This window comes from Streptomyces sp. NPDC058864 (assembly GCF_042742985.1).
In the GTDB taxonomy this organism is placed as follows: domain Bacteria; phylum Actinomycetota; class Actinomycetes; order Streptomycetales; family Streptomycetaceae; genus Actinacidiphila.
Genome location: NZ_JBHYMQ010000035.1, coordinates 1 through 26,649, shown reverse-complemented (window position 1 = coordinate 26,649; position 26,649 = coordinate 1). Strand labels below are relative to the sequence as shown.

General features: G+C 72.5%; 28 protein-coding genes and 1 pseudogene. 19 read left to right on the top strand and 10 right to left on the bottom strand.

Annotated elements, in window-relative coordinates:
* Nucleotides 1-45: 45 nt before the first annotated feature.
* The 3 genes from fabG (at nucleotide 46) to ACFW3D_RS24675 (ending at nucleotide 2,227) form a co-directional block, all read left to right on the top strand.
* Nucleotides 46-750 (top strand): 3-oxoacyl-[acyl-carrier-protein] reductase, encoded by a 705-nt coding sequence (gene fabG, locus ACFW3D_RS24685; RefSeq protein WP_500507120.1) that lies wholly within the window; start codon nucleotides 46-48, stop codon nucleotides 748-750.
* A 5-nt stretch (nucleotides 751-755) separates the two neighbouring features.
* On the top strand, nucleotides 756-1,523 hold the full coding sequence (gene fabI, locus ACFW3D_RS24680; RefSeq protein ID WP_500507118.1) for an enoyl-ACP reductase FabI: 768 nt from the start codon (nucleotides 756-758) through the stop codon (nucleotides 1,521-1,523).
* Between the two features lie 380 nt (nucleotides 1,524-1,903).
* Nucleotides 1,904-2,227, top strand: coding sequence for a hypothetical protein (locus ACFW3D_RS24675; RefSeq protein ID WP_500507116.1), 324 nt, complete (start codon nucleotides 1,904-1,906; stop codon nucleotides 2,225-2,227).
* On the opposite strand, the gene ACFW3D_RS24670 is transcribed toward ACFW3D_RS24675, so the two are convergent.
* A complete protein-coding gene (locus ACFW3D_RS24670; RefSeq protein ID WP_500507114.1) occupies nucleotides 2,208-2,888 on the bottom strand; it encodes a FadR/GntR family transcriptional regulator in 681 nt (226 codons plus the stop codon). The genes ACFW3D_RS24675 and ACFW3D_RS24670 overlap by 20 nt on opposite strands.
* A gap of 43 nt (nucleotides 2,889-2,931) precedes the next feature.
* Here ACFW3D_RS24670 and ACFW3D_RS24665 point away from each other — a divergent pair, with 43 nt between their 5' ends.
* The 4 genes from ACFW3D_RS24665 (at nucleotide 2,932) to ACFW3D_RS24650 (ending at nucleotide 5,389) form a co-directional block, all read left to right on the top strand.
* On the top strand, nucleotides 2,932-4,203 hold the full coding sequence (locus tag ACFW3D_RS24665; protein ID WP_500507112.1) for a CynX/NimT family MFS transporter: 1,272 nt from the start codon (nucleotides 2,932-2,934) through the stop codon (nucleotides 4,201-4,203).
* Nucleotides 4,204-4,261: 58 nt separating this feature from the next.
* Entirely contained in the window at nucleotides 4,262-4,384 is a 123-nt protein-coding gene (locus ACFW3D_RS24660) for an SGM_5486 family transporter-associated protein (protein WP_500507110.1), read from the top strand.
* A 174-nt stretch (nucleotides 4,385-4,558) separates the two neighbouring features.
* Nucleotides 4,559-4,795 carry a hypothetical protein gene (locus ACFW3D_RS24655; RefSeq protein ID WP_500507209.1) on the top strand — a complete coding sequence of 79 codons (237 nt, stop codon included), beginning with the start codon at nucleotides 4,559-4,561 and terminating at the stop codon, nucleotides 4,793-4,795.
* Nucleotides 4,796-4,867: 72 nt separating this feature from the next.
* On the top strand, nucleotides 4,868-5,389 hold the full coding sequence (locus tag ACFW3D_RS24650; RefSeq protein WP_500507108.1) for a SixA phosphatase family protein: 522 nt from the start codon (nucleotides 4,868-4,870) through the stop codon (nucleotides 5,387-5,389).
* A 99-nt stretch (nucleotides 5,390-5,488) separates the two neighbouring features.
* On the opposite strand, the gene serB is transcribed toward ACFW3D_RS24650, so the two are convergent.
* Nucleotides 5,489-6,730: a phosphoserine phosphatase SerB gene (gene serB, locus ACFW3D_RS24645; RefSeq protein ID WP_500507106.1), complete on the bottom strand. Its 1,242-nt coding sequence runs from the start codon at nucleotides 6,728-6,730 to the stop codon at nucleotides 5,489-5,491.
* Between the two features lie 70 nt (nucleotides 6,731-6,800).
* Complete coding sequence (locus ACFW3D_RS24640) at nucleotides 6,801-8,492, bottom strand: streptophobe family protein (protein WP_500507207.1); 1,692 nt, start codon at nucleotides 8,490-8,492, stop codon at nucleotides 6,801-6,803.
* Between the two features lie 222 nt (nucleotides 8,493-8,714).
* Here ACFW3D_RS24640 and ACFW3D_RS24635 point away from each other — a divergent pair, with 222 nt between their 5' ends.
* A complete protein-coding gene (locus tag ACFW3D_RS24635; protein ID WP_500507105.1) occupies nucleotides 8,715-11,315 on the top strand; it encodes an FHA domain-containing protein in 2,601 nt (866 codons plus the stop codon).
* A 90-nt stretch (nucleotides 11,316-11,405) separates the two neighbouring features.
* Here ACFW3D_RS24635 and ACFW3D_RS24630 read toward each other — a convergent pair whose 3' ends face one another.
* From ACFW3D_RS24630 to ACFW3D_RS24620, 3 genes are all read right to left on the bottom strand, one after another.
* Nucleotides 11,406-12,140: an aggregation-promoting factor C-terminal-like domain-containing protein gene (locus ACFW3D_RS24630; RefSeq protein WP_500507103.1), complete on the bottom strand. Its 735-nt coding sequence runs from the start codon at nucleotides 12,138-12,140 to the stop codon at nucleotides 11,406-11,408.
* A 315-nt stretch (nucleotides 12,141-12,455) separates the two neighbouring features.
* Entirely contained in the window at nucleotides 12,456-13,514 is a 1,059-nt protein-coding gene (locus ACFW3D_RS24625; RefSeq protein WP_500507101.1) for an S-adenosylmethionine:tRNA ribosyltransferase-isomerase, read from the bottom strand.
* Nucleotides 13,511-14,209, bottom strand: coding sequence for an SDR family oxidoreductase (locus tag ACFW3D_RS24620; RefSeq protein ID WP_500507099.1), 699 nt, complete (start codon nucleotides 14,207-14,209; stop codon nucleotides 13,511-13,513). The genes ACFW3D_RS24625 and ACFW3D_RS24620 overlap by 4 nt, the downstream gene beginning before the upstream one ends.
* 189 nt (nucleotides 14,210-14,398) lie before the next feature.
* On the opposite strand from ACFW3D_RS24620, the gene ACFW3D_RS24615 reads away from it, so the two are divergent.
* The 4 genes from ACFW3D_RS24615 to ACFW3D_RS24600 all read left to right on the top strand — a co-directional run bounded on the left by ACFW3D_RS24615 (nucleotide 14,399) and on the right by ACFW3D_RS24600 (nucleotide 17,113).
* Nucleotides 14,399-15,553: a GAF domain-containing sensor histidine kinase gene (locus ACFW3D_RS24615; protein WP_500507097.1), complete on the top strand. Its 1,155-nt coding sequence runs from the start codon at nucleotides 14,399-14,401 to the stop codon at nucleotides 15,551-15,553.
* On the top strand, nucleotides 15,546-16,190 hold the full coding sequence (locus tag ACFW3D_RS24610) for a response regulator (protein WP_500507095.1): 645 nt from the start codon (nucleotides 15,546-15,548) through the stop codon (nucleotides 16,188-16,190). The genes ACFW3D_RS24615 and ACFW3D_RS24610 overlap by 8 nt, the downstream gene beginning before the upstream one ends.
* Before the next feature lie 189 nt (nucleotides 16,191-16,379).
* A complete protein-coding gene (locus ACFW3D_RS24605; protein WP_361795778.1) occupies nucleotides 16,380-16,628 on the top strand; it encodes a chaplin in 249 nt (82 codons plus the stop codon).
* A gap of 245 nt (nucleotides 16,629-16,873) precedes the next feature.
* Nucleotides 16,874-17,113 (top strand): chaplin, encoded by a 240-nt coding sequence (locus tag ACFW3D_RS24600; protein ID WP_500507093.1) that lies wholly within the window; start codon nucleotides 16,874-16,876, stop codon nucleotides 17,111-17,113.
* Between the two features lie 61 nt (nucleotides 17,114-17,174).
* On the opposite strand, the gene ACFW3D_RS24595 is transcribed toward ACFW3D_RS24600, so the two are convergent.
* Nucleotides 17,175-17,972: an Rv1486c family protein gene (locus ACFW3D_RS24595; protein ID WP_500507091.1), complete on the bottom strand. Its 798-nt coding sequence runs from the start codon at nucleotides 17,970-17,972 to the stop codon at nucleotides 17,175-17,177.
* A 114-nt stretch (nucleotides 17,973-18,086) separates the two neighbouring features.
* On the opposite strand from ACFW3D_RS24595, the gene ACFW3D_RS24590 reads away from it, so the two are divergent.
* From ACFW3D_RS24590 to ACFW3D_RS24575, 4 genes are all read left to right on the top strand, one after another.
* A complete protein-coding gene (locus ACFW3D_RS24590; RefSeq protein WP_500507089.1) occupies nucleotides 18,087-18,878 on the top strand; it encodes an ABC transporter ATP-binding protein in 792 nt (263 codons plus the stop codon).
* Between the two features lie 123 nt (nucleotides 18,879-19,001).
* On the top strand, nucleotides 19,002-19,412 hold the full coding sequence (locus ACFW3D_RS24585; protein ID WP_500507205.1) for an NfeD family protein: 411 nt from the start codon (nucleotides 19,002-19,004) through the stop codon (nucleotides 19,410-19,412).
* 128 nt (nucleotides 19,413-19,540) lie between these two features.
* Nucleotides 19,541-20,482, top strand: a complete 942-nt coding sequence (locus ACFW3D_RS24580; RefSeq protein WP_500507087.1) for an SPFH domain-containing protein — start codon at nucleotides 19,541-19,543, stop codon at nucleotides 20,480-20,482.
* A gap of 102 nt (nucleotides 20,483-20,584) precedes the next feature.
* On the top strand, nucleotides 20,585-21,352 hold the full coding sequence (locus tag ACFW3D_RS24575) for a sulfite exporter TauE/SafE family protein (protein ID WP_500507085.1): 768 nt from the start codon (nucleotides 20,585-20,587) through the stop codon (nucleotides 21,350-21,352).
* 27 nt (nucleotides 21,353-21,379) lie between these two features.
* On the opposite strand, the gene ACFW3D_RS24570 is transcribed toward ACFW3D_RS24575, so the two are convergent.
* The 3 genes from ACFW3D_RS24570 to ACFW3D_RS24560 form a co-directional block, all read right to left on the bottom strand.
* On the bottom strand, nucleotides 21,380-21,883 hold the full coding sequence (locus tag ACFW3D_RS24570) for an HNH endonuclease (protein WP_500507083.1): 504 nt from the start codon (nucleotides 21,881-21,883) through the stop codon (nucleotides 21,380-21,382).
* Nucleotides 21,884-22,292: 409 nt separating this feature from the next.
* Complete coding sequence (locus ACFW3D_RS24565; protein ID WP_500507081.1) at nucleotides 22,293-22,826, bottom strand: YbhB/YbcL family Raf kinase inhibitor-like protein; 534 nt, start codon at nucleotides 22,824-22,826, stop codon at nucleotides 22,293-22,295.
* A gap of 46 nt (nucleotides 22,827-22,872) precedes the next feature.
* Nucleotides 22,873-23,655: a sporulation protein gene (locus ACFW3D_RS24560; protein WP_499606264.1), complete on the bottom strand. Its 783-nt coding sequence runs from the start codon at nucleotides 23,653-23,655 to the stop codon at nucleotides 22,873-22,875.
* A gap of 84 nt (nucleotides 23,656-23,739) precedes the next feature.
* Here ACFW3D_RS24560 and ACFW3D_RS24555 point away from each other — a divergent pair.
* From ACFW3D_RS24555 to tyrS, 3 genes and pseudogenes are all read left to right on the top strand, one after another.
* Nucleotides 23,740-23,880, top strand: a pseudogene (locus ACFW3D_RS24555) (DNA-3-methyladenine glycosylase); the annotation flags it as partial.
* Between the two features lie 41 nt (nucleotides 23,881-23,921).
* A complete protein-coding gene (locus ACFW3D_RS24550) occupies nucleotides 23,922-24,533 on the top strand; it encodes a DNA-3-methyladenine glycosylase (protein ID WP_500507079.1) in 612 nt (203 codons plus the stop codon).
* Between the two features lie 430 nt (nucleotides 24,534-24,963).
* Nucleotides 24,964-26,229 carry a tyrosine--tRNA ligase gene (gene tyrS, locus ACFW3D_RS24545; RefSeq protein ID WP_500507077.1) on the top strand — a complete coding sequence of 422 codons (1,266 nt, stop codon included), beginning with the start codon at nucleotides 24,964-24,966 and terminating at the stop codon, nucleotides 26,227-26,229.
* Nucleotides 26,230-26,649: the final 420 nt, after the last annotated feature.

Here is a 26,649-nt window from a genome sequence, read left to right as displayed (position 1 = left end):
AGATAGTTTTCTGGAGTACCAGACCTCTAGGGAAAGGGTGATCCGTTGAGCCGCTCGGTTCTCGTCACCGGAGGAAACCGGGGCATCGGCCTCGCCATCGCCCGAGCGTTCGCCGACGCGGGCGACAAGGTCGCCGTCACCTACCGCTCGGGCGAGCCCCCGGAGGGGTTCTTCGCCGTCAAGTGCGACATCACCGACGGTGAGCAGGTCGAGCAGGCGTTCAAGGACATCGAGGCCCAGCAGGGCGCGGTCGAGGTGCTGGTGGCCAACGCCGGCGTCACCCGCGACCAGCTGCTGCTCCGGATGTCCGACGACGACTTCACGTCCGTCCTGGACACCAACCTCACCGGCACCTTCCGCGTGGTCAAGGGCGCGGTGAGGAAGATGCTGCGCGCCCGCAAGGGCCGCGTCGTGCTGATCTCCTCCGTGGTGGGCCTGACGGGCCAGGCGGGGCAGGCGAACTACGCCGCGTCCAAGGCCGGCCTGGTCGGCTTCGCACGCTCCCTGGCCCGTGAGCTCGGCTCGCGCAACATCACGGTCAACGTGGTCGCCCCCGGCTTCGTCGACACCGACATGACCCGTGTGCTCACCGACGAGCAGCGGGAGAGCATCGTTGGCCAGGTCCCGCTGGCCCGTTACGCGCAGCCCGAGGAGATCGCCGCCTCGGTCCGCTTCCTCGCCTCCGACGAGGCCGCATACATCACTGGAGCCGTCATTCCCGTAGACGGCGGATTGGGCATGGGTCACTGAGCACCATGAGTGGAATCCTCGCTGGAAAGCGCGTCCTCATCACCGGCGTGCTGATGGAGTCCTCCATCGCCTTCCACACCGCGAAGCTCGCGCAGGAGCAGGGCGCCGAGATCATCCTCACGGCGTTCCCGCGGCCCACGCTGACCGAGCGCATCGCCAAGAAGCTGCCCAAGCCGGTCAAGGTCATCGAGCTCGACGTGACCAACGACGAGCAGCTGGCCACGCTCGCCGACGTGGTCCGCGAGGAGCTGGGCGGCCTCGACGGCGTCGTGCACTCCATCGGCTTCGCGCCGCAGGACGCCCTCGGCGGCAACTTCCTCAACACGCCGTTCGAGTCCGTCGCCACCGCGATGCACGTCTCCGCGTACTCGCTGAAGTCGCTCACCATGGCCTGCCTGCCGCTGATGCAGGACGGCGGCTCGGTGGTCGGCCTCACCTTCGACGCGCAGTTCGCCTGGCCCCAGTACGACTGGATGGGCCCGGCCAAGGCGGCGCTGGAGGCCACCTCCCGCTACATGGCCCGGGACCTGGGCAAGCAGAACATCCGCTGCAACCTGATCTCGGCCGGCCCGATCGGCTCCATGGCCGCCAAGTCCATCCCGGGCTTCAGCGAGCTGGCCGACGTCTGGAACCACCGCTCCCCGCTCGAGTGGAACCTCGCCGACCCCGAGCCGGCCGGCCGCGGTGTCGTCGCGCTGCTGAGCGACTGGTTCCCGAAGACCACGGGCGAGATCATCCACGTCGACGGCGGTCTCCACGCGGTGGGCGCGTAGCGGCTCGGGCCGCTTGGACCGGTGGATGCACCGCCGCTGACGGCGGTGCGCCGCCGCCGGACGGTGTCCGGCGCAGCCGTCCCGAAGCCGGCGAGGCCCTCCGGGGCCGGGTCGTGCGGGGGCGGCGGGGCAGCACCGGGTCCACGGGCGGGATCATCCACGTCGACGGCGGTCTCCACGCGGTGGGCGCCTGATCGTACGGGCCGTTCCGGCCCCTTGGCATACGGCCCCGGTGCCGCCTTCGGGCGGCGCCGGGGCCGTACGCGTGTTCGCCGCCCTGTCCCCCGTTCGGCCCAGCAGACCGGGTGGCCGGACGCCCGGGGCCGCGAGGATGGCTGTGCGGGGGAGAGCCGGGGGCGAGCGGAGGGAGGGTGTGCATCGTGCGTGCCTATGTGTGCGCCGCCGCGGCCGTCGTGGCGCTCGTCGTTGCCGTGGGCCCGGCGGCCGTGACGGCGGCGGCCGTGGAACGGCTGCCCGACGTCGCGGAGTGCCGGACGTCGGTGCAGGGCAGCGAGGGCGTCGCCGTGTGCTTCAACCCCGACCCCGACCTGGACCGCGTCCAGCTGCACATCGAGTGCCTCCAGTGGTGGGACCCGGACGTCGACGGAGTCCTCGTCCCGGTCGGTCCCGCCCAGACCGTCACCCTCAGCGACCGCTGCTGGAGGGAGATCCAGGAGGTCTGGGTCACCGGGACGCTGGGCTGAAGCGGCAGCTGAAGGCGTGTGCCGAGGCCTCGGCTGAGGCCGCCTCGGGATCGCCGGCCCGGATCGCCTCGACCAGCCTGGCGTGGTCCACGTACTGCTCGGGGCGCAGCTCCTCGCCGACGTCCGCGCGCAGGAAGGCGCGCAGCACCTCGCCGAGGTCGGCGTAGAGCTCGACGACGACGTCGTTGTGCGAGGCCGCCACGACGGACAGGTGCAGCGCCGCGTCGGCATCGACGAAGGCCTCGGCGCGACCCGACTCCCAGGCGCGTTCCCGCCGGGCCAGGGCCGCGTCCAGCTGCTTGAGGTCGCGCTCTGTGCGCCGCCGCGCGGCGAGCGCGGCCGCGGACGCCTCCAGTGCGCTGCGCAGCTCGGCCACGTGCTGCGGGTCGGAGTCGGCGAAGCGGCGGTGCATCACCCCGGCCAGCTCGCTGGTGGCCAGCACATAGGTGCCGGAGCCCTGCCGGATGTCGAGCAGTCCGTTGTGCGCGAGTGCCCGGACCGCCTCGCGGACGGTGTTGCGGGCCACCCCGAGCTGCTCGACCAGCTGGGTCTCGGTGGGGATCCGCGACCCCACCGGCCACTCACCGGAGGTGATCTGGGCGCGCAGCTGCGCGATCACCTGGTCGGCCAGGGCGGAGCGCCGGGGGGAGGTCAGGGGCATGGGCTCTCCTCAACATTCATCCCATCATTCTATGATGGTCGGCATGCGTGACGACGAAGCGACGCTCGACCCTGCCACGGAACGGGCCACCATGCCCGCACACCTTCCCCCTGCCGCGCAAGGCGAACGGCGCACCCGGATCCTGGTGGCGGTAGCGCTGGTGCTCGCCGCACTCAATCTGCGGCCCGCCATTACCAGCCTCGGCGCGCTCCTGGAGGAGGTCCGCGACGGCCTCGGCATGAGCGGCACCGTCGCGGGCCTGCTCACCTCCGTCCCCGCGCTGTGCTTCGCCGTGTTCGGGGTGACCGCGCCCCGGCTGGCGCGGCGACGCGGCCCCGGCGCCGTGGTCTGCGCGGGCCTGGTCGCGATCACCCTCGGGCTCTTCCTGCGGCCGTTCGCCGGCGGCACGGCGCTCTTCCTCGCCGCCAGCGCCCTCGCGCTGGGCGGCATAGCCGTCGGCAACGTCCTGATGCCGGTCGTCGTCAAGCGCTGGTTCCCGGACCGCGTGGGCACCATGACGGGGCTCTACTCGATGGCCCTGTCCCTGGGCACCGCCCTCGCCGCCGCGGCGACCGTCCCGGCGACCCGTGCCTTCGGCGGCGACTGGAGGCTCGGCCTCGCCGCCTGGGGCGTGATCGCCGCCGTCGCCGTACTGCCCTGGCTCGCACTCGTCCGCGACCGGGGGCACGCCCCCGCCACTCCCGCCGCGGCGCCCGCCGCCGGGCCGGCGCAGGCCGGCAGCATCGCCCGCAGCCGTACCGCCTGGGCACTCGCCGTCTACTTCGGACTCCAGGCCACGGGCGCGTACATCACCATGGGGTGGCTCCCGCAGATCTTCCGCGACGCCGGGGTCTCCGCCTCCGCCGCGGGCGTGCTGCTCGCCGTCACCATGGTGATGGGCGTACCGCTCTCCTTCGTGCTGCCCGCGCTCGCCGGCCGGATGCGGCACCAGGGCGGACTCGCCGTCGGCCTCGGCCTGTTCGGGATCGTCGGCTACGGCGGCCTGTGGGCGGCCCCGGCCGCCGCGCCCTGGGTGTGGGCCCTGCTGCTGGGCATCTCGAACTGCTCGTTCCCGCTCGCCCTCACCATGATCGGGATGCGCTCGCGCACCGGCGGCGGGGTCGTGCGGCTGTCCGCCTTCGCGCAGTGCACCGGCTACCTGCTCTCCATCCCCGGTCCGATCCTCGTCGGGGCCCTCTACCAGCACACCGGCGGCTGGGACCTGCCGGTGGCCTTCATGCTCGCCCTGCTGGTGCCGCAGATCGCCGCGGGCGTGGTCGCCGGCCGCGACCGCTCGGTGGAGGACGAGCTCTGACCACCGGCGTGCCCACCCGCGTGCACGGGTGCCGCCGGCGGATGCGAGACTGGGCGCCATGCCCGTGCTCGAGCCGAACCCCCCGCAGCCGCAGAAGAAGCTCCTGATCATCTTCGGCCTCATGATGGCCGTGCCCGCCCTCGTCGCGGTGATCGCCGTCATCGGCGCCAAGTTCGGCTGAGCCGCCACCCCGAGACCCGGGGTAGGGACAACCCCACCTCCCCTAGGGGGCCAGGGTCAGGGTCAAGTGGGTGGGCCACCCGATGGGACCGGCGGCCGCCTTTCCGTAGCGTCGTGGTGCAAGGCCGGACAGCGCTCCGGCACCCCGGCGGACCCACGGAGGCGTCCCGTGTCCATGCAGGCTGTTCCCTCGCGTACCCCGCGAGCCCGCGCCGCCCGCCCGGCGGTCGGGGGCGGCACGCAGACGCGCCTGCCGTGGTGGGCGCTCGCCCTGCCCGCGCTCGCCTTCGCGGCGCTGCTCGCCCTGGTCGCGGGCCCGGGGGCCGCGGAGGCATCCGCCGCGGAGCCCGTCGGACAGCTCCTGCACGCGGTCGGCGAAGGGCTCCCGGGGCTCCTGCAGCACCTGCTGTGACCCTCCCGCGGCGAACCGTGATCCGTCCCGCAGCCCGCGCCTGGCGGCCGGATTTCTGGAAAGCTGAGGGTCATGAGCGCAGCTGCATCGCCCCGCCGGATCGTCCTGCTCCGGCATGCCAAAGCCGACTGGCCCGACGTCCCCGACCACGAGCGACCGCTGGCGGAACGGGGACGCAAGGAGGCCCCCGTCGCCGGCCGCAGGCTCGCCGAACTGGGGATCCCGTTCGACCTCACCCTCTGCTCCTCGGCCACGCGCACCCGCGAGACGTGGAAGCTGGCCGCCCACGAACTCCCGCACCGCCCCCGCACCGTCTACGAGGAGCGCGTCTACGACGCCACCCTCGGTGACCTGATCGCCCTGCTCAACGAGACCCCCGAGGACGTCGACGACGTGCTGCTGGTCGGCCACAACCCGGCCGTCCACGCGCTGGCCGACGCCCTCGCGGGGGAGAGCGACGGGGACGCCCGGGCGCGGATGAACCGCACCGGCTTCCCTACGGCCGCGATCGCGGTGATCGCCTTCTCCGGTCCGTGGAAGACGGTCGAGCACGGCGTCGGCCGCCTCGTCGACTTCTGGTCGCCGCACGACTGAGCCGTGCGCGGCCGTGGTCCGGCGAGCCGCGGTGACCGGACGGCGAGGGCCCCGGCGCACGCGCTCGGGGCCCTCGCCGTGTCCGTGGGTCCGCAGCGGTCAGGCCCCGGCGTCCGCGCCGTCCCGGGCGTCGGCCGCCTCGACCTCCTCGCGCGTGATGCCCAGCAGGTAGAGCACGGTGTCCAGGAACGGCACGTTGACGGCGGCGTCCGCGGCCCGCCGCACCACCGGCTTGGCGTTGAAGGCCACCCCGAGGCCCGCCGCGTTGAGCATGTCCAGGTCGTTGGCACCGTCACCGATGGCGACGGTCTGGCTCAGCGGCACCCCGGCCTCCGTCGCGAAGCGCCGCAGCAGCCGGGCCTTGCCCGCCCGGTCCACGATCTCGCCGGTCACCCGGCCGGTGAGCTTGCCGTCCACGATCTCCAGGGTGTTGGCGGCGGCGAAGTCCAGCCCCAGCCGTTCCTTGAGGTCGTCGGTGACCTGCGTGAAGCCCCCGGAGACCACACCCACCTGGTAACCCATGCGCTTGAGCGTGCGGATCAGCGTGCGCGCCCCGGCCGTCAGGCGTACCTCCTGGCGGACCTTGTCCACCACGGACTCGTCCAGCCCCTTGAGCAGCGCGACCCGGGCGTGCAGGGACTGCTCGAAGTCCAGCTCGCCGCGCATCGCCGCGGCCGTGACCTCGGCGACCTGGTCCTCACAGCCCGCGTGGGCCGCGAAGAGCTCGATCACCTCGTCCTGGATGACGGTGGAGTCCACGTCCATGACCACCAGGCGCTGCGCCCTGCGGTGCAGCCCCGCCGAGACCACGGCCACGTCGACCCCGCGCTCGTGGGCCTCCAGGGCCAGCGCCGGGCGCAGCGTGTCGGTGGCGACGCCGGAGACGGCGAACTCCACCGCCGTCACCGGGTACTTCGCGAGCCGGAAGATACGGTCGATGTTGCCGCCCGCGCCGGTGATCCTGGCCGCTATGGCCGCCGTGGACTCCGCCGTCAGCGGGTGTCCCAGCACCGTCACATGGGAGCGGCCCTCGCCGCGCGGCCGGTTGTCGCCGATGCCGGAGATGATCTCGGCCTGCAACCGCATCGACTCCGCCCACGCGTGCACTGTCGCGCGCAGCTCGCCCTCCACCGAACGGCCCGCGGGGGCGGGCACCAGGGCGCAGAGCACGATGCGTCCCCGGGTGACGACCTGCTCGATGTCGATGACGTTCACCTGGAAGCGGGCCAGCGTCTCGAAGAGCCCGGCGGTGATCCCCGGCCGGTCCTTGCCGAAGATCTTGACCAGCAGCGTCGGCACATTGGCGGCGGTGGCAGCGGTCGCCTGCGATGCGTCGTTCATGGTGTCTCCACCGTATCGGGCACCGTGCCCGGGACGGACATGTGTTCCGCCTGGCGGACACCGTCCGTGGTCAGCGGCGGCCCCCGGGCGCGCCGGGCGGTGGCGGGCCCTCGCGCGACGGGCCGGGCGGCCCCGGGGGAGGTCCGGGCGGCGGGGGCAGCGGCGCCCCGGTGACGGTCCGCGCGGAATGCGGCGCCCGGCCCTGCGGCGGTGAGCCCTGCGCCCCTCCCTGCGGCGGCTGGCCCTGCGGGGGTTGCCGGTAGGGGTTGGGCCCGGCGTCCGGCGGTCCGTAGCCGGGGCTCGGGACGTACGGTCCGGGCTGGTACGCGATGCCCGGGTAGGTGCGCGAACTGCTCTCCCCGGCCGCCGCCTCCGCCGCCCGGCGCAGCGCGTACGGCGACACCCGTCGCCCGGCCGTACCCGTCAGCAGGGCCAGCAGCGCCCCCGTGCCGCCCGCGAACGCCCCCCAGGCGGCGCCCAGCAGGAAGGCCAGGGGAAGGCTGCCGTGCAGGTCCACACCGGCGCCCACCGCGTCGAAGCCGAAGACCGAGACGCCCGCGTTCACCGAGACGCCGGTCACCCACACCAGCAGCGGGAAGGCGACCGCCGTGACCAGGCCGAGCCGCACCGCGCAGCGCCCCGCGTACCCGGCCCGTGTCGCCCCCCACAGCGGGGTGCGGGCCGCCGCCAGCGCCCCCGCGGCCAGCATCATCAGCGCCGCGGCCACGGTCAGCAGCCACACCCGCTGGTCGTACTCGGCCAGCCGGGCGGGCGTCACCGGCTCCTGCACGCTGGTCGACAGCAGCCGGTCCAGCGGATCCGGCAGCACCTTCGCCAGCTCCCCGGTCGCCGTGCCGCGCCAGGACACGAACAGCCCGAGCGGCACCGCCAGCCACACCCCGTTGGGCGCCCCCAGCAGGGCCGCCCCGGCGATCCGGCCCGGTTCGTCACCCGTCACCGCCGCGTACCCGGCGGCGGCGACGCCCGCGAGGACGGCCAGCAGCAGCACCCAGCGCAGCGCCGACGCCGCGGGCCGGACGAAGCGGTGCAGCCCCTCCAGGGCGGGCGGCAGGGGCGTACGGCGCGAGGTGAGCAGCGCCAGCAGCAGCACGACCAGCACCCACAGCAGACCGCCCAGCAGGGTGCGGCCGGTGGCGACGTGGAAGCTCACCGAGGCCTTGGCGTCGATCAGGTCCTGCAGCCCGTCCCCGAGGCCGCCGCCGATGTCGCCGATGTCGCCGATGCCCGGCAGCCCGTCCGTCAGCCCGCCGCCCCCGTCCCCGCCCAGCGCGGCGCCGTCGAGGGCGATGGTGTCCTCGCCGGACCACGCCAGCGCGCCCAGCAGCGCCACGAAGAGGACCACCACCGCCCCGGCCCGCGCGGCGAGTTCGCCTCCGGGGACGGTCAGCCCCGCCCCGCGCAGCGACCGCAGGAACACCCAGGCCAGCAGCAGGGCGCCCACCAGACCGACGCCCAGCGGCATGAGGTCCAGCCGGCCCTCGCCGCCCGCACCGCCCAGCCCGAACACCGCGATGTCACCGGAGGGGACGACCTTGCCGCCCACCGCCATGGCGACCACGGCCGCCGTCATCGGCCCCAGCGAGCCCGCGGTGTCGGCGCCGAGGAGGTGCAGGCCCAGCGCGGCGGCCCCCACCATCCCCAGGTACGCCCAGCTCACCGCGGCGACCGCGGAGAGCAGCACGCCGCCCCACGGGACCGGGCGCGCGGGCGCGTTCGTAGGTGTGGAGGTGTACGCGGTCATGCCCGCCCCCGAGGTCTCGCGTCCGAACCGCCTGCGCTGCATGGTGCCCCGATCCGTCATGATCCGCACGGTTCATGGGCGGTTACCACTCTCCGGTGGTGTTTCGGTGCCGTCAACGGCTTCTCGGAAGAGGGTTCACATCACCTCTTCGGCATGACTTCCTGACGAGTGGGCGTGCCTGGAATAGTTCCTCCCGGTGTTCGCAATCCCTAGACTCCCCCCATGGGGAACTCGGGGGACAACTTTGTGGGGCTTGGGGTGCCTGGACTCGTACTCGAACTGAACGGACGGACCTGGGCGCTCGATCCGGCCAGGTCCTACAGCCTCGGCCGGGATCCGCAGTCGGACGTCGTCCTCGACGACGCCCGGGTCTCCTGGCGGCACGCCACCATCCGCCGCGGCGAACGCGGTTGGGTCATCGAGGACCTTGGCAGCACCAACGGGACCTACGTCCAGGGCCAGCGCGTCCACGCCTACGACGTCGCCGCCGGGGCCACCGTGAACCTCGGCAACGCCGCCGACGGCCCGCGTCTGAGCTTCAGCGGCGGCGCCGCGGCCGGCGGCGACCTCTACAGCGCCGAGACCGCGCTGGCGAACCCGCAGCAGGCCCACCGGCCCGGGCCCGCGGCCCAGGGGACGCCGAACAAATCGGTGGCCCCGCCCCGCCAGGGCGGCTGGGGGAACGGGTCGTCCGCCGCCCACGTGCCGCAGCCCTCGCCGTCCCCGCAGCCCGACCGGCGGGGGCCGCAGGCGCACATCCCGTCCCCGCACGGGCCGTCGGGCGGCGCCGGGGCACCGCCCGTCTACGGCGACCGCAGCCCGACCACGTTCCACCACCTGGTGCTCGGCCGGGTCATGAAGATCGGCCGCGCCCTGGAGAACGACCTGGTCGTCTCCGACCTGCAGGTCTCCCGCTTCCACGCGGAGTTCCGGGCGCACCCGGACGGCCGCTACGAGATCGTCGACCTCGGCAGCCACAACGGCACGTACGTCAACGGCCAGCCGATACAGCGTCATCTGCTGGGGCCCAACGACATCGTGGGCGTCGGCCACTCCACCTTCCGGCTCGTCGGCGACCAGCTCGAGGAGTTCGTCGACACCGGCGAGATCTCCTTCTCGGCCCGCCGGCTCACCGTCCGCGTGCCCCAGGGCAGCACCACCAAGACGATCCTCAACGACGTCTCCTTCGGCGTCCCCGAGAAGTCGCTGATCGCCGTCATCGGCCCCTCCGGCTCCGGCAAGTCGACGCTGCTGCGCGCCCTGACCGGCTACCGCCCGGCCGAAGAGGGCGAGGTGCTGTACGACAGCCGCAACCTCTACAAGCAGTTCGCGGAGCTGCGGCAGCGCATCGGCCTCGTCCCGCAGGACGACATCCTGCACAAGGAGCTGACGATCCGCAGAGCCCTGCGCTACGCGGCCAAGCTCCGCTTCCCCGGTGACACCAAGGCCGCCGAGCGCGAGGCCCGCATCGACGAGGTGCTGCGCGAGCTCAAGCTGGACGTCCACGCGGACAAGCGCGTCACCTCGCTCTCCGGCGGCCAGCGCAAGCGCGTCTCCGTCGCCCTGGAACTGCTCACCAAGCCCTCGCTGATCTTCCTGGACGAGCCCACCTCCGGCCTCGACCCGGGCATGGACCGCGACGTCATGAAGCTGCTGCGCGGCCTCGCCGACGACGGCCGCACCGTGCTCGTCGTCACCCACTCGGTGGCCGAACTCGCCCTGTGCGACAAGCTGCTGGTGATGGCGCCGGGCGGCGCCGTGGCCTACTTCGGCCCGCCGGAGGAGGCGCTGAACTTCTTCGGCTACGAAACCTGGGCCGACGTCTTCTCCGCCTTCGAGAACTACCGCGACTACGACTGGTCCGGTCGCTGGCGCGGCTCCCAGCACTACCAGATCTACGCCGCTGACCTGGACGCGGTCGCCCCGCAGTCCGTAGGCGCCGCCCCGCAGCGGGCCAAGCCGCCCAAGCCGCAGAGCTGGCCCGCCCAGTTCGTCACCCTCGTCCGCCGCTACCTGTCGGTGATCGCCTCCGACAAGGGCTTCATGGCGCTGATGGTCATCCTCCCGGCCGTCCTCGGCCTGGTGAGCGTGGTCATCCCGGCGAAGTCCGGCCTGGCGCCGCCCGCCGAGGCGGGCAAGTTCAACCCCGACGCGGGCACCATCATGCTGATCATCGCGGTGGGCGCCTGCTTCTCGGGCGCCGCCAACTCGGTGCGCGAGCTGATCAAGGAACGGGTGATCTACGAACGGGAACGCGCCACCGGCCTGTCCCGCTCCGCGTACCTGCTCTCCAAGGTCTTCGTGCTCGGCCTGATCAGCGCCCTGCAGGGCGTCATCATCTGTGCCATCGGGCTGTCGGTGCGCAAGCTCCCGGAAGAGGGCCTGATCGTCAAGGGCTTCCCGGCAGCGGAGATCACCCTGGTGGTGATCGCGCTGGGCTTCACCTCGATGATGTTCGGCCTGGTGATCTCCTCCCTGGTGAAGACCGCCGAGAAGACCATGCCCCTGCTGGTGATGTTCGCGATCGTCCAGGTCGTCTTCACCGGCGTCCTGTTCCAGATCTTCGGCACCGTCGGCCTGGAGCAGGTCGCCTGGCTGATGCCGTCCCGCTGGGCCGTCGGCGCCGCCGGTGCCACCCTCGACCTCGGCCGTCTCATGCCGCCGTGGGACCAGGCCAAGCCCGACAACCTCGACCCGCTGTGGGAGCACACGGCGGGCCAGTGGGGCTTCGACATGGCCATCCTGCTCGGCATCGCTCTCGTCTGCGGCATCCTCGTGCTGAGGCTGCTGCGCCGCCACGAGCCGGAGGTCATGCGCAAGTAGCGGCCGGCACGTACGCCGACGGAAGGCGGCGGCTCCCCGAGGAGGGGAACCGCCGCCTTCCGCATGTCCGCGAGATCCGCGCGGGCCGGCTCAGTACCAGTGGTTGGCCTGCCAGAACGACCAGGCGCCGCAGGGACTGCCGTAGCGCCCGTTCATGTAGTCCAGCCCCCACCTGATCTGCGTGGCCGGGTTCGTGCGCCAGTCGGCGCCCGCGGAGGCCATCTTGGAGCCGGGCAGCGCCTGGACCAGGCCGTACGCGCCGGAGGAGGGGTTGACCGCGTACGGGTTCCAGGTGCTCTCGTGCATCACGATGTTGGCGAAGCACTGGAACTGGGCCGCGTCGCCGATGATCTGCTGAGCCATCTGCTGAGGGGTGCCGGACGGGGCGGCCGGCGCCTTGGGAGCGGCCGCGCGCGGTGCCGGGGCCGAGGTCTCGTGCCGCTGCCCGGGGACGAGGGCCTTGCGCTCGTGGCTGCGGTTGGCAGCCTGCCGCTCCCGCGCCTCGTGCGCGGCCTTGCGCGCACGCTCCCGCGCCTCGCGCTTGCGCTCCACGGCCAGGTGCGCGACATGGGCCGCGTGCTGCTTGGCGAGCACCTTGCGGTGCGCGACGTGGGCGGCGTGCGCGGCGTGCCGTTCGGCAGCGGCGGCGGACCGCGCCTGTCCGGCGACCGGCTCCGGCGTCTTGCCGGTGGCCTGAGCCGTCCCGCTGGTCCCGGTCAACCCGGTGATGGCCAGGACGCCCACACCGGCCGCGGCGAGGCCGGCGGCGGAGTACTTGTGGGTCTTGGTCAGACGGTCGGACTTCGGGATCGTCGGGAGCTGCATGGGGGAGTGACCTCTTCCATTCGGCTGTGCCCCACTCCGCCCTCGGGCAAGGAGAAGCGCCGCGTGTCGAACGCGGCGCGGAGCGACCCGAGCATTCTTAGCCCCCGGAAATTCCCCGACCAAACCCGCCCATTACTACCCGAAGTCGTAGTGGCCGGACCGGCCCGGTACGGCACACGCCGTACCTCAGGCCGATCCGGCCGCCCCGCCGCCTACTACGCGCCTTCGTACGTGATGTACGTCCTATGTGCCGCCTCACAGGCGCGTCGCGCACCGCGACCGGGCCGCGACGCCATGTGCCCCGGCCGGGCCGGGTCAGGGCAGCAGCAGGTTCACGTCCCCGAACTCGTGCCAGAGGTAACCCGCCCCCACCGCGGCGTCGTAGACCCGTTGCAGCAGCTCCCGCCCGGCCACCGCCTCCAGCATCAGCACATGTGACGCCGCCGGGTCGTGCAGCCCGGTGAGGAGGCCGTCGACCACCCGTACGCCCCGCTCCGGCGTCACCACCAGATCCGTCCACCCGCCGGCCGCCGTGACCCGCCCCCGCCCGTCGGCCGCCGTCTCCAGGGCGCGCACCGCGGTGGTGCCCACCGCCACCACCCGGCCGCCCCCCGCCCGGGCGGCGTTCACCAGCCACGCGGTGCTCTCCGGCACCGAGAAGCGCTCCGGGTAGGGCGGTTCGTGCGCCTCGCCCGAGGACACCCCGGTGTGCAGCACCACCGGAGCGATCTGCACACCCCTGCTCACCAGCGCCGTGACCAGCCCCGTGGTGAAGGGGCGGCCCGCGCTCGGCATCTCCGCCGAGCCGAGGCCGTCGGCCGACGGCACCGAGAACACCGTTTGGTACGCCGCCGCCGGCTGGTCCCGCTCGGTGTACGCGTACCGGATCGGCCGCCCGTGCCGCTCCAGGAACGCCGCCGGGTCCGCCGCCGACGCCCGGGCCACCCACAGGCGCTCACCGCAGGGGCTCAGCGGCTCCTGCAGCACCAGCCGCTCACCACCGGGCAGCGCCACCGCCACCCCCGCCGGACCGCCCCTGCGCTGCCGGGTCGTGCCCCGCCCGTCGGGCGTCCGCAGCTCCACCACCCAGCGCCCGTCGTCCAGCAGCCCGGAGAAGTGCACCACCACCGGGGACTCCCCGAGCGAGGCGTCCACCGCCGCCGGCAGGGTCCGGGAGGTGTTCACCACCAGCACGTCGCCGGCCCGCAGCAGCCCCGGCAGGTCACCGAAGGCGTGGTGCGCGACCTCGCCCCGGGCCCGCCGCCCCACCAGCATCCGCACCCCGTCACGCCCCGACGCCCCGCCCGCACGCTGCTCCACCGGCACCCGCGCCGCCAGCTCCGCCGGCACCCTCAGCGCCCCCAGCGCGGTCACCGACCGGCCTCCGGCGGCGCCGGGGCCACGTGGCGGCCACTCGCGGCGCCGCCGTCGAGCAGCCCCAGCACGGCCGGCACCACGGACTCGGGAGCCGGGCGCCGGTCCGCGTCGGGATCGTCGGGCACCGCCGCCGCGTACAACGCGGTCCTCATGTCGCCCGGGTCCAGCCACCACACGCGCAGCTCCGGCTCCTCCACCGCCAGCACCGCCGACAACCGCTCCAGCGCCGCCTTGCTCGCGCCGTACCCTCCCCACGTGGGGTACGCCTCGACGGCGGCGTCCGAGCTGATGTTGAGCACCGCCCCCCGCCGCCGGCGCAGCAGCGGCAGCGCCTCCTGCACCAGGCCGAGCGCGGCCACCACATTGGTCTCCAGCGCGGTCCGCAGCCCTTCCAGCGGATGCCCGGACAGCCGCCGCAGCGGCTCGGCGCCCAGCGCGCTCGCGTTGTTCACCAGCAGGTCCAGCCCGCCGAAGTCCCAGGCCGCCGAGACCAGTTCCACCCGGTGCCGCGGATCAACGACGTCACCCGGCAGCGCGGCAACCCGCGTGCGGACCGCCAGCTCCCCCTCCGCCCGCTTCAGTTCCTCGGCCGACCGCGCGTCGACCACCAGGTCCCAGCCCCGCTCCGCGAGCGCCCCGGCGAGGGCCCGTCCCAGTCCCCGCGACGCTCCCGTGATGATTGCCACCGGCATGACGTGTCCTCCCGCCGGCCGCCGGGCCCGTCGCCCCGCGGCTGCCCCCCACCGTAGGAACGCACCCGTCCCGGACACCTCGGCCGCCCGCAGCACCGGCGGAAGGAACTTCGCCCTAGGTCCACGGACCGGGGGAGCTCGGCCACCAGGCCGATCCCGCCGGCCCCGGCCCGCCGGTACGGTGAACCCATGTCCAGCCGATCGTCCCGACGCGGCATCGAGGCGGTGAGCGCGGCCGTCCTCGCGATGAGCCGGCACCTGGAAGTGCGCGAGGTCCTGCAGACGATCGTCTCGTCCGCCCGCGAACTGCTCGAGGCCGAGTACGCGGCCCTCGGCGTACCCGACGACCACGGCGGCTTCGCCCAGTTCGTCGTCGACGGCATCAGCGACGAGCAGTGGAAGGCCATCGGCCCGCTGCCCCGGCAGCACGGCATCCTCGCCGCGATGCTCCACGAGGCCACCCCCCAGCGCCTGCCCGACGTGAAGGGCGACCCCCGCTTCGGCGGCTGGCCGTCCGCCCACCCCGACATGGCCGACTTCCTCGGTATGCCGGTGGTCGACGGCGACGAGATCCTGGGCGCCCTCTTCCTCGCCAACAAGCGCTGCGCCACCAGCCCGCCGGAGGACGGCCGCGGCTTCACCGAGGAGGACGAGGAACTGCTGCGCACCCTGGCCGCGCACGCCGCCATCGCCCTCACCAACGCCCGGCTGTACGAGCGGAGCCGCGAGCTGACCCTCGCCGGGGAACGGGCCCGCATCGCCCACGAACTGCACGACGCCGTCTCGCAGAAGCTGTTCTCGCTGCGGCTGACCGCCCAGGCGGCCTCCGCCCTGGTGGCCCGCGATCCGGAACGCGCCCGCCAGGAGTTGCGGCAGGTCGCCGCGCTCGCCGCCGAGGCCGCCGACGAACTGCGCGCGGTCGTGGTGGAGCTGCGGCCCGCCGCGCTCGACGAGGACGGCCTGCTGGCCACCCTGCGCACCCAGGTCGGCGTTCTGGACCGGGCGCACTCGGCGCGGATCTCCTTCGGCCACCGCCACGTCCGCGCCCTGCCCGCCGCCCAGGAGGAGGCGTTGCTGCGGGTCGCCCAGGAAGCCCTGCACAACGCGCTGCGCCATGCGGACGCCACCTCGGTGACGGTGCGCCTGGAGGGCCGGGGTAGGGGAGCGGTGCTCACGGTGCGCGACGACGGGCGGGGCTTCGACCCGTCCGCGGTGCGCCGAGCCGGCCGCCACCTGGGACTGGTCTCCATGCGGGACCGGGCCGACGGGGTGGGCGGCGGACTGACGGTGGATTCGGCGCCCGGCAAGGGCACCGTGATCGAGATGGAGGTGCCCGGTGGCTGACGGCCCCATTCGCGTCCTGCTGGTCGACGACCACCAGGTGGTCCGGCGCGGGCTGCGGACCTTTCTGGAGGTGCAGCCCGACATCGAGGTGGTGGGCGAGGCCGGGGACGGCGAGGAGGGCGTGGAGCGCGCCGGCGAACTCGACCCCGACGTGATCCTCATGGACGTCCGCATGCCCGGCGTCGACGGCATCGAGGCCCTGCGCCGGCTGCGCGACGAGGGCTGCAAGGCCCGCGTGCTGATCGTCACCAGCTTCACCGAGCAGCGCACCGTCGTACCGGCGCTGCGCGCCGGCGCGGCCGGCTACGTCTACAAGGACGTGGACCCGGACGCGCTGGCCGGCGCGATCCGTTCGGTGCACGCCGGTCACGTGCTGCTGCAGCCGGAGGTCGCCGACGCCCTGCTCTCCCAGGAGGACACCACTCCCGGCCAGGGGCGCGGGGGCACCCTCACCGACCGGGAGCGCGAGGTGCTGTCGCTGATCGCCGAGGGCCGTTCGAACCGGGAGATCGCCCGTGCCCTGGTGCTGTCGGAGAAGACGGTGAAGACCCACGTGTCGAACATCCTGATGAAGCTGGACCTCTCCGACCGCACCCAGGCGGCCCTGTGGGCGGTGCGGCACGGCATTGGCGGCTGAGCCGGGACCGGCCGACCCCGCGAAAGCCGGGGCGCTTAGCGGTAGGACAAGCGGATCGTCTCGGTCCGGAGTGAGATTCATACCGTCGGGTGTATGTCGCCCGGATGGCGCAACCTGGGCGGGCGTGGGCCGTTCTCCATGGCGTGCTGCGGCGACTGCCGCGGTACCCATGCAAGGAGGGTCAAGAACGTGAAGAACCTGCACAAGGCCGCCGCCGTCGCCATGGTCGCCGGGAGCCTCGCCATGGTCGGCGCGGGTGCCGCCTCCGCCCACACCGGTGGTGCCCAGGCCCACGGTGGCGCGAAGAACAGCCCCGGTGTGGTCTCGGGCAACGTGATCCAGGTGCCGGTGCACGTCCCGGTGAACGTGTGCGGCAACACCATCAGCGTCATCGGCCTGCTGAACCCGGCCATCGGGAACGTCTGCGTCAACCGCTGACCCAGGACGTCACCCCCACGGCACGGCCGTGACCACCGGCCCCGGAGCGTTCCGCCGCCCCGGGGCCGGTCCGTTCGTGCGGCTCAGGGCGTCCGCGGGCCGGCACGCGGCGCACGCCGGTGCGACACGCGGATTCCGCCGTACGGAGGTTTCCGGCGCCCTCCCCGTGTCAACGCCCCGGGCTCCGCGTTCCTCACAGTGCGGCTCCTCGAACCGGGCCGTGTCATCACAGGAGGAACAGTTTCATGAACAGCGCCAAGAAGGCCGCCCTGATCATCGCCGCCGCCGGTGCGGCCGCCGCCGGTTCGGCCGGTACCGCGCTCGCCGACTCCCACGCGGGTGCCGTGGCCGCCGGCTCGCCCGGTGTGCTCTCCGGCAACGTGATCCAGGTTCCGGTGAACATCCCGATCAACCTGTGCGGCAACACCATCGACGCGATCGGCATCCTGAACCCGGCCATCGGGAACGTCTGCTTCAACCACTGACGTGCGCGGAAGGCCCCGCGGACAGCGTCGTCCGCGGGGCCTTCCCCGTTCCCGGCCGCTCTCAGCCCCGGCGCCGCTCGGCCTCCTCGACGTACGCGTTGTACGCCGCCACCTGCGCCCGCCGTGCGGTGCGCTCCACCGGCCGCAGCAACTCCGTCCGGGCGGCGATCTCCGAGGCGCTGACCGCCGCCCCGTGCCCGGCCCGGGCGCCGGTCGCGATCCCGATCAGCGCGCCCACCCGCTGGGCCAGCTCCAGCACCCGCACCGCCCGCGGCGGATAACCCGGCGCCAGCACCTCACGCCCGCGCGCCGCCCGTGCCCGGTACGCCTCCAGAGCCGCCTGCACGGCCGGCCCCGCGCCGGCCACGTCCAGCCGCGCCAGCGCCTCCGTGGCGTCCCGCAACGCCTCCGCGAGCTCCCGCTCCGCCTCACCCAGCGAGGGCACGTCCGCCGGCGGGGCGTCCCGCACCGCCAGGCACTGCCACTCCACCGACACGTGCACGTCCCCCTGCGGCCCGGCCTCCGTGACCTCCGGCACCAGGCCGAGCGCCGGTCCGCCCACCGCGATGACCGCCTCGCCCGCCGCCAGCGCCCGCGCGTTGAACTCCGGCGGCCCGCTGAGTCCGAGCGGGTGCCCCGGCACCGGGAGCGCGATCCGCAGCCCGGACACACCGAGCGCGCGCAACCGTCCCAGCCCCAGGGTCAGCCCCACCGGGCCGTCCTCCCCGGGGAGTCCGGAGATCCGGTGCACCGAATCGTCGGCGATCACTTCCTGAGCGGCGTCATCCGGCGCGGCAAGTCCGGCAATCAGGGCATTTCCCCAGGCGGCCAGTCGTCCTGAGCGAGGTTCGTCGAGCATCCCCCCAGCCTAAGGACTGGGGCGGCCCGGGCGTGGCGTAGATTTCCTGGGGGCAGCGCCTACAGGTGCTCGCGACGGCAGACGTGCGATCGGGAAGTGGGAGACAACACGCTCATGAGCGATGTTCTGGAGCTGGTGGACGTATCCGTGGTCCGAGACGGCCGGGCTCTGGTGGACCAGGTCTCCTGGTCGGTCGCCGAGGGCGAGCGCTGGGTGATCCTCGGTCCCAACGGCGCCGGCAAGACGACCTTGCTGAACATCGCCTCGAGCTACCTCTTCCCGACCTCCGGCACCGTCCAGATCCTCGGCGAGAAGATGGGCGGCGTCGACGTCTTCGAGCTGCGCCCCCGCATCGGCATCGCGGGCGTCGCGCTGGCCGAGAAGCTGCCGCGCAGCCAGACCGTCCTGGAGACCGTGCTCACCGCCGCGTACGGCATGACCGCGCACTGGCGGGAGAGCTACGAGCAGGTCGACGAGGACCGCGCCCGCGCCTTCCTCGACCGCCTCGGAATGAGCGACTACCTCGACCGCAGGTTCGGCACCCTCTCCGAGGGCGAGCGCAAGCGCACCCTCATCGCGCGCGCCATGATGACCGACCCCGAGCTGCTCCTGCTCGACGAGCCCGCCGCCGGCCTCGACCTGGGCGGCCGCGAGGACCTCGTCCGCCGCCTCGGCCGGCTCGCCCGCGACCCGATCGCCCCCTCCATGGTGATGGTCACCCACCACGTCGAGGAGATCGCCCCCGGGTTCACCCACGTCCTGATGATCCGTCAGGGCAAGGTGGTCGCCGCCGGCCCCATGGAGACCGAGCTCAGCTCCCGCAACCTCTCCCTCTGCTTCGGCCTCCCGCTCGTCGTCGAGCGCCGCGGCGACCGCTGGACCGCCAACGGACTGCCCCTGAAGTGACCCGCTGAAGCGACCCGCTGACGACACCCGCGCACACGGCCCCGGCCGAAAGCGTCGGGCAGAGCCGTCGCACCCTGTCACAGATCGACTGCGGGCCCCTACGATGGGCCTGTGGACGACTGGTTGTGGTGGCTGATCGCCGCCGTGGGGCTGGGTATTCCGCTTGTGGTGACCGCGATGCCCGAATTCGGGATGTTCGCGGTCGGAGCCGTCGCCGCCGCCGTCGCGGCGGGCCTCGGCCTCGGCATCACTCCGCAGGTGCTGATCTTCGTCATCGTCTCGGTCGCGGGCATCGCCGTCGTACGCCCGCTGGCCAATCGGAACCGCGCGCAGCGCCCCGAGCTGCGCAGCGGCATCGACGCGCTCAAGGGCCGCCAGGCCGTCGTCCTCGAACGGGTCGACGGGCACGGCGGACGGATCAAGCTCAACGGCGAGGTCTGGTCGGCCCGCGCCCTCGACTCGGGACGGGCCTTCGAACCCGGCGAGAGCGTCGACGTCGTCGAGATCGAGGGCGCCACGGCCGTCGTGATGTGATCCTGCGCGCCCCCGCATCCGGAGACGGCACGGGAATTCGCCGAACCCGGCCCGTCTCCCCGCGGGGTCTGCCAGACTTGATCATGTCTTCGTACAGGTAGCCACAGGCAATCGGCGTGGGAGTGGACGTGCAGCCGATCATCATCGTCCTGATCATCCTGGTGGTGCTCGTCTTCATCGCGCTCATCAAGACGGTCCAGGTCATCCCGCAGGCCAGCGCGGCGATCGTCGAGCGCTTCGGCCGCTACACCAGGACCCTCAGCGCGGGCCTCAACATCGTGGTGCCGTTCATCGACACCATCCGCAACCGCATCGACCTGCGCGAGCAGGTCGTGCCGTTCCCGCCGCAGCCGGTGATCACCCAGGACAACCTGGTCGTCAACATCGACACGGTCATCTACTACCAGGTCACCGACGCGCGGGCCGCCACCTACGAGGTCGCCAGCTACATCCAGGCGATCGAGCAGCTCACCGTCACCACGCTCCGCAACATCATCGGCGGCATGGACCTGGAGCGGACCCTGACCTCCCGCGAGGAGATCAACGCGGCCCTGCGCGGCGTCCTCGACGAGGCCACCGGCAAGTGGGGCATCCGCGTCAACCGCGTCGAGCTCAAGGCCATCGAGCCGCCCACCTCCATCCAGGACTCGATGGAGAAGCAGATGCGCGCCGACCGCGACAAGCGCGCCGCCATCCTCACCGCGGAGGGCATCCGGCAGTCCCAGATCCTCACCGCGGAGGGCGAGAAGCAGTCCGCGATCCTGCGCGCCGAGGGCGAGGCCAAGGCCGCCGCCCTCAAGGCCGAGGGCGAGGCCCAGGCCATCCGCACCGTCTTCGAGTCCATCCACGCGGGCGACCCCGACCAGAAGCTGCTCGCCTACCAGTACCTGCAGATGCTCCCCAAGATCGCCGAGGGCGACTCCAACAAGCTCTGGATCATCCCCAGCGAACTCAACGACGCCCTCAAGGGCCTCGGCGGCATCGTCAACCTCCCCGGCGCCCCCGGCGCCGGCCCGGGCAACGGCGAGGGCGGCACCCGCCGCGAGACCCCCCGGCTCGACAAGGACTGAGCGGCGCGGCTGCCGCCGCCGACGCGTATGACATGATCCGTGCGCTCCGGCTCCCCCCGGTCCCGTCGGGGGGAGCGAGCCGCACCGACCATGGAGACGCCTATGACCTACTGGGAAGCCCTGGCCGTGTTCGCGGCCGGAATCGGGGCCGGCACCATCAACACCGTGGTCGGCTCCGGCACGCTCATCACCTTTCCGGTCCTGCTCGCCGTGGGGCTGCCGCCCGTCACCGCCAACGTGTCCAACACCCTCGGCCTCGTCCCCGGCTCCGTGAGCGGCGCCATCGGCTACCGGCGCGAACTCGCCGGACAGGGCCCCCGCCTGCTGCGGCTGGGCGGCGCCGCCCTCGTCGGCGGACTCATCGGGGCCGTCCTGCTGCTGACGCTGCCCTCCCAGGCCTTCGACACGATCGTGCCGGTCCTCATCGGACTCGCCCTCGTCCTCGTCGTCGTCCAGCCCCGGCTCTCCCGTGCCCTCCAGGCCCGCCGCTCCGGCAACGGCACCCGCGTCCCCGAGCACGGCGGCCCGTTCCTGTTCGGCGGACTCCTCCTCGCCAGCATGTACGGCGGCTACTTCGGCGCCGCCCAGGGGGTCATCTACCTCTCCCTGATGGGCGTCCTCCTGGACGAGACCTGGCAGCGGATCAACGCCGCCAAGAACGTCCTCGCACTGACGGTGAACGGCGTCGCCGCGGTGTTCTTCCTCTTCGTCGCCCGCTTCGACTGGACCGCCGTCGCGCTCATCGCCGTCGGGGCCGCGCTCGGCGGTGTCCTCGGCGCCCGCATCGGCCGCCGCCTGCCGCCCGTCGCCCTGCGCGGCGTCATCGTCGTCGTGGGCCTCGTGGCGATCACCCAGCTCCTGCTGAAGTAGCCGGGCGACCGCCTCGGGGCTCAGGGCTCAGGCCGGCAGGGCGAGCCAGTCCGGAACGCCCTCACGGTCCTTCAGACCCAGGTGCAGCAGCAGCGCGTCCGCCGGCGTCGGCTCGAACGGCTGCGTCAGCAGCCGCATCCCCGCCTGCTCCGGCGTACGGTCCGCCTTGCGGTGGTTGTCCTCCGCGCACGACGCCACCGTGTTCAGCCACGTGTCCCCGCCACCGCGCGACCGCGGCAGCACGTGGTCCACGGTCGTCGCCCTCCGGCCGCAGTACGCGCACCGGTGCCGGTCGCGCACCAGCACGCCCCGCCGCGACCATGCCGCCCGTTGTCGGAAGGGCACCCTCACGTACCTGCAGAGCCTGATCACCTGCGGCACCGGCACGTCCACTGCCGCCGCGCGGATCCGCAGCCCGGGATGAGCCTGCTCGACCACGGCCTTGTCCTGCATGACCAGCACCACCGCACGCCGCAGCGACACGGTCGACAGCGGCTCGAAGGTCGCGTTCAGCACCAGCGTCTCACGCACGTCGCCCACCCCTCGGGTCCATCCCCGCCCCGGCGGCGAGGTGGCTCCACTCTGACCGGGCGATACCCGTGCGGACAACGCAATTTCCGCACGTGGAAGCGAACAGGAGGAAACAGGGAACGGAACAGCGGACCATGGGGCCGGCCACCCCGGGCGCCCACCCCCGTGGGGTCAGGGGCGCCCGGAGCGCGGCGATCGGCGTGGACGCCCGGGCGCATGACCGGGCTCCGGCGGACGGCAGGCAGATCGCGCGGCGAGAACCGCACAGCGCAACGCCCCGCCGCCCCCGCCACTGCGGTGCCGACCCCCGGTGACGGTCAGGTCACCAGGCAGACACCACAGTGCGATGCGGGAGCGCCGGGGCGCAACGGGATTTCGGGACCCCCGGCCGCGGCCGGGAGCGCCACGGCTACTGCGGGTTCTCGTACTCGCCGATCAGGTTGGCCCGTGCGATCGCGTGGAACCGCAGGTTGAAGCCGACGACGGCGGGCGACACGTCCCCGTCCGGCCCAAGCTTCTCCTGGTCCACCGCGTACACGGTGAACACGTAACGGTGCGGCCCGTCCCCGGGCGGCGGCGCGGCACCGCCGAAGTCCTTGCTGCCGTAGTCGTTGCGCACGTGCACCGCGCCCTCCGGCAGCCCCTTGAACCCCTCGCTGCCGGCGCCCGCGGGCAGCTCCGTCACCGACGCCGGGATGTCGAAGAGCACCCAGTGCCAGAAACCGCTGCCCGTGGGCGCGTCGGGGTCGTAACACGTGACGGCGAAGCTCCCGGTCCCCTCGGGGAAGCCCTCCCACCGCAGGTGCGGCGAGACGTTGCCCTCGGCGTAGACCTGGGCGTCCTTCAGGGTGCCACCCGGCTCGACGTCGTCGCTCACCACCGTGAACGACGCCACCGGCGGATGGAAATCGTGGGGGAGCGGCCGCCGCTTCTGCTCGGTCACCTCGGTACCTCCTGCTGATCGCGAAACGCCCTTCCGCCCGCCGATCCTAGAACCAGTTGCGCTTGCCGCCGACCTCGGCCAGCCACTGGTTGAGGTACCCCGCCCAGTCGGTCGTGTGGAAGTTGTTCAGGTCCACCGTGAACGAGCGGAAGGCGTCGCTGCCCTCGCTGAACAGCCCCGGCTTCTTGTCCATCTCCAGGACGACGTCCATCTCGTGGCCGTCGGAGACGAAGCTCAGCTCCACCTGGTTCAGCCCGCGGTACTGCTGCGGCGCGAAGAACTCGATCTCCTGGTAGAACGGCAGCCGCTGCCGCGTGTTGCGGATGTGGCCGCGCTCCAGGTCCGCGTTCTTGAAGCCGAAGCCCAGCTGGCCGAACGCGTCGAGGATCGCCTGCTGCGCCGGCACCGGGTGCACGTTGATCGGGTCGAGGTCACCGGAGTCCACCGCACGGGCGATCGCCAGCTCCGTGGTGACGCCGACGTTCATCCCGGTCAGGTGACGGCCCAGGAACGTCGTGATCGGGGTCTCCCACGGGATCTCCAGGCCGAACGGCACCACGTGCACCGCACCCGGCTGCACCTCGAACGCCCCGCCCAGCTGCTGCCGGTGGAACTCGATGTCCTGCTTGTACTCCGTGTCCTGGCCCTCGACCTCGACGCGGGCCTGCAGGCCGACCGACAGCCCCTCGATCTGCTGCGGCACCGAGCCGCCCTGGATGCGCACCTCGCCCTGGACGACCCCGCCCGGGACGACGTTCGGCTCGTTGAGCACCGTCTCGACCGACGCGCCACCGGCGCCCAAGCTCGCAAGCAGCTTCTTGAAGCCCACGATGTCCCTCTCCCTTTGCTGGCGGTTGCCTCGGTCATTACGAACGCGGCCCCACCACGAACGGTTCCATTACTCTCGTACCGCATGATCCCCCCTCCTGAAAGCACCCCGCTCCCCAGGTCCTTCTTCGACCGGCCGGTGCTGGAGGTGGCTCCCGACCTCCTGGGGCGAACGCTCGTACGCAGGACGGACGACGGCCCCGTCGCGCTCAGGCTGACCGAGGTCGAGGCCGTCCCCTTCACCCACGGCTTGCCAAGGCGGTCAGCATGAACCTCGTGGATCTTGCTCACCCCGCTGAAGACGTCGCCCCCAGGCTGCTCGGCGCCGTCCTCACCCACGAGTCCCCCGAGGGCACCGTGAGCATCACCATCACGGAGACCGAGGCGTACTCCGGTTCGGCCGACCCCGCCTCACACGCCTACCGGGGCAGGACACCCCGCAACGCCGTCATGTTCGGACCCGCGGGACACCTGTACGTCTACCGGTCTCACGGACTCCACTGGTGCGCCAACGTCGTCACCGGGGCGGACGGCGTCGCTACGGCCGTCCTCATCCGGGCGGGCAGGGTCATCGAAGGCGAGGACCTGGCCCGCGAGCGGCGAGGGGGCAAGGTCGAGGGTCCACGTCTCGCGCGGGGTCCGGGGAACTTCTGCCAAGCCCTCGGCATCACGGCAGAGCACAACGGCACGGACCTGCTGACAGGCGCCGCGGTCGCGCTGTCCGAAGGCGAGCCGGTACCCGCCGCACTCATCCGAGCCGGTCCTCGGGTGGGTGTGAGCAAAGCCCACGACTGGCAGCATCGCTTCTACCTCGCCGGTGACCCGACGGTCTCGGCGTACCGACTGAGCCCGCGAGCCAAACCGTCGGCCGGAACCTGAGCCGCCCTGCGCCTTGCTCGCGCACGCGCCTCCAGCCCTGACCGCGAGTGGACACTTTGCGGCCCTCGACGAGGCGGAACCTCGACGCCGAAGAGTCCTTCTCCGTGATGACCTCGACAACCGCTGCGCCAGGCTCCCTCCCTTGGACTCCTCACCCCTCGGGGTAGGGCTGAGTCCGGCGCAGACGATCGCTCGCGCTGTCCGCTTCTCCTGCCTGCCGCCACCTTGCCGATGCAACGACATGCACGCTCAGTGGGTTACCTACACGTGTGGCACCGCATGAACAACGCCCACGGCCCCGCCCGCCGTGCAACCGCAGCCGCCACTGCGCCCCAGGGGGCGTAAAAGGAGTCGAGCGGAACGCGTAGTCTCGGAAAGACTCCGTACGACGGGTACGAGGCATCGAACGACACCAGGAGGCACGAGAACCGTGACGGACATCGTCGACGAGCTGCGGTGGCGAGGGCTGATCGCCGTTTCCACCGACGAGGACGCACTGCGCAAGGCGTTCGCGGACGGCCCGGTCACGGTCTATTGCGGCTTCGACCCCACCGCCCCCAGCCTCCACCTCGGCAACCTGGTGCAGATCCTCACCATCCGCCGGCTCCAGCTGACCGGCAACCGGCCGCTCGCCCTCGTCGGCGGCGCCACCGGCCTGATCGGCGATCCCAAGCCGACCGCCGAGCGGACGCTGAACGACGCCGACGTCGTCGCCGGCTGGGTGGAGCGGATCCGCGCCCAGATCGAGCCCTTCCTCTCCTTCGAGGGCCCGAACGCCGCGGTGATGGTCAACAACCTCGACTGGACCTCGGGCCTGTCGGCCATCGAGTTCCTGCGCGACGTGGGCAAGTACTTCCGGGTCAACAAGATGATCGCCAAGGAGGCCGTCGCCCGCCGGCTCAACTCCGAGGCCGGCATCAGCTACACGGAGTTCAGCTACCAGATCCTCCAGGGCATGGACTTCCTCGAGCTCCACCGCCGCTACGGCTGCACCATGCAGACAGGTGGCAGCGACCAGTGGGGCAACCTGACCGCCGGCATCGACCTGATCGGTCGCGTCGAGGGCACCTCCGTGCACGCCCTCGCCACCCCGCTCATCACCAAGGCCGACGGGACGAAGTTCGGCAAGACGGAGTCCGGCACGGTCTGGCTCGATCCCGAGATGACCACGCCGTACGCCTTCTACCAGTTCTGGCTGAACGCCGACGACCGCGATGTGTCCAAGTTCCTGCGCATCTTCAGCTTCAAGTCGCAGGAGGAGATCGAGGAACTGGAGCGGCTCACCGAGGAGCGTCCGCAGGCCCGCGCGGCCCAGCGCGCCCTCGCCGAGGAGCTGACCACCCTCGTCCACGGCGCCGGGCAGTGCGCGGCGGTCATCGCCGCGTCCAAGGCACTTTTCGGCCAGGGCGAACTCGCCGAACTCGACGAGCGGACCCTCGCCGCGGCCCTCGGCGAGCTGCCGCACGCCAAGGTCGCCGAGCTGGCCCCGGTCGCCGAGCTCTTCACCGAAGTCGGGCTCGTGGCCAGCAAGTCCGCCGCCCGCCGCACCATCAAGGAGGGCGGCGCGTACGTGAACAACGTCAAGGTCGGCGACGAGGACGCGACCCCCGGGGCGGCCGACCTGCTGCACGGCCGCTGGCTCGTGCTGCGGCGCGGCAAGAAGAGCCTGGCGGCCGTCGAGGTCGTCGGCGGCTGACGTCGGCCGGTTATCCACGTTTGAGCGGCGGCGGAGCTTGACTCCGCCGCCGCTCTTGCGTAACGTAGCCCGAGCCGCTTGAGACGGTGCGCCCGGTTCGTCCGGATCTCCGATCGGCGGTCACTCACCACTACGACACCACCCCGAGATTCGGGCGCACTTCCGTGCCCTCGAATTCCATTGGCGTGGAATCGAACGGCGAGTGGGGGACGAATTCGCAAGACGCGAAGGAATCCGCTAACGTAGTGAATGTCGCCGAGGCGGGAACGCCGAAAGCGAAACCCCCTCCAGAGGGTGGCAGAGAAGGAAATCGGATCTGCTAAGCTGGAGACAACGAAGGGAAAGCCCGGAGGGGCCGGTGAAACGGTCTCGAAGGAAGCTTCCGTTCCTTGAGAACTCAACAGCGTGCCAAAAGTCAAC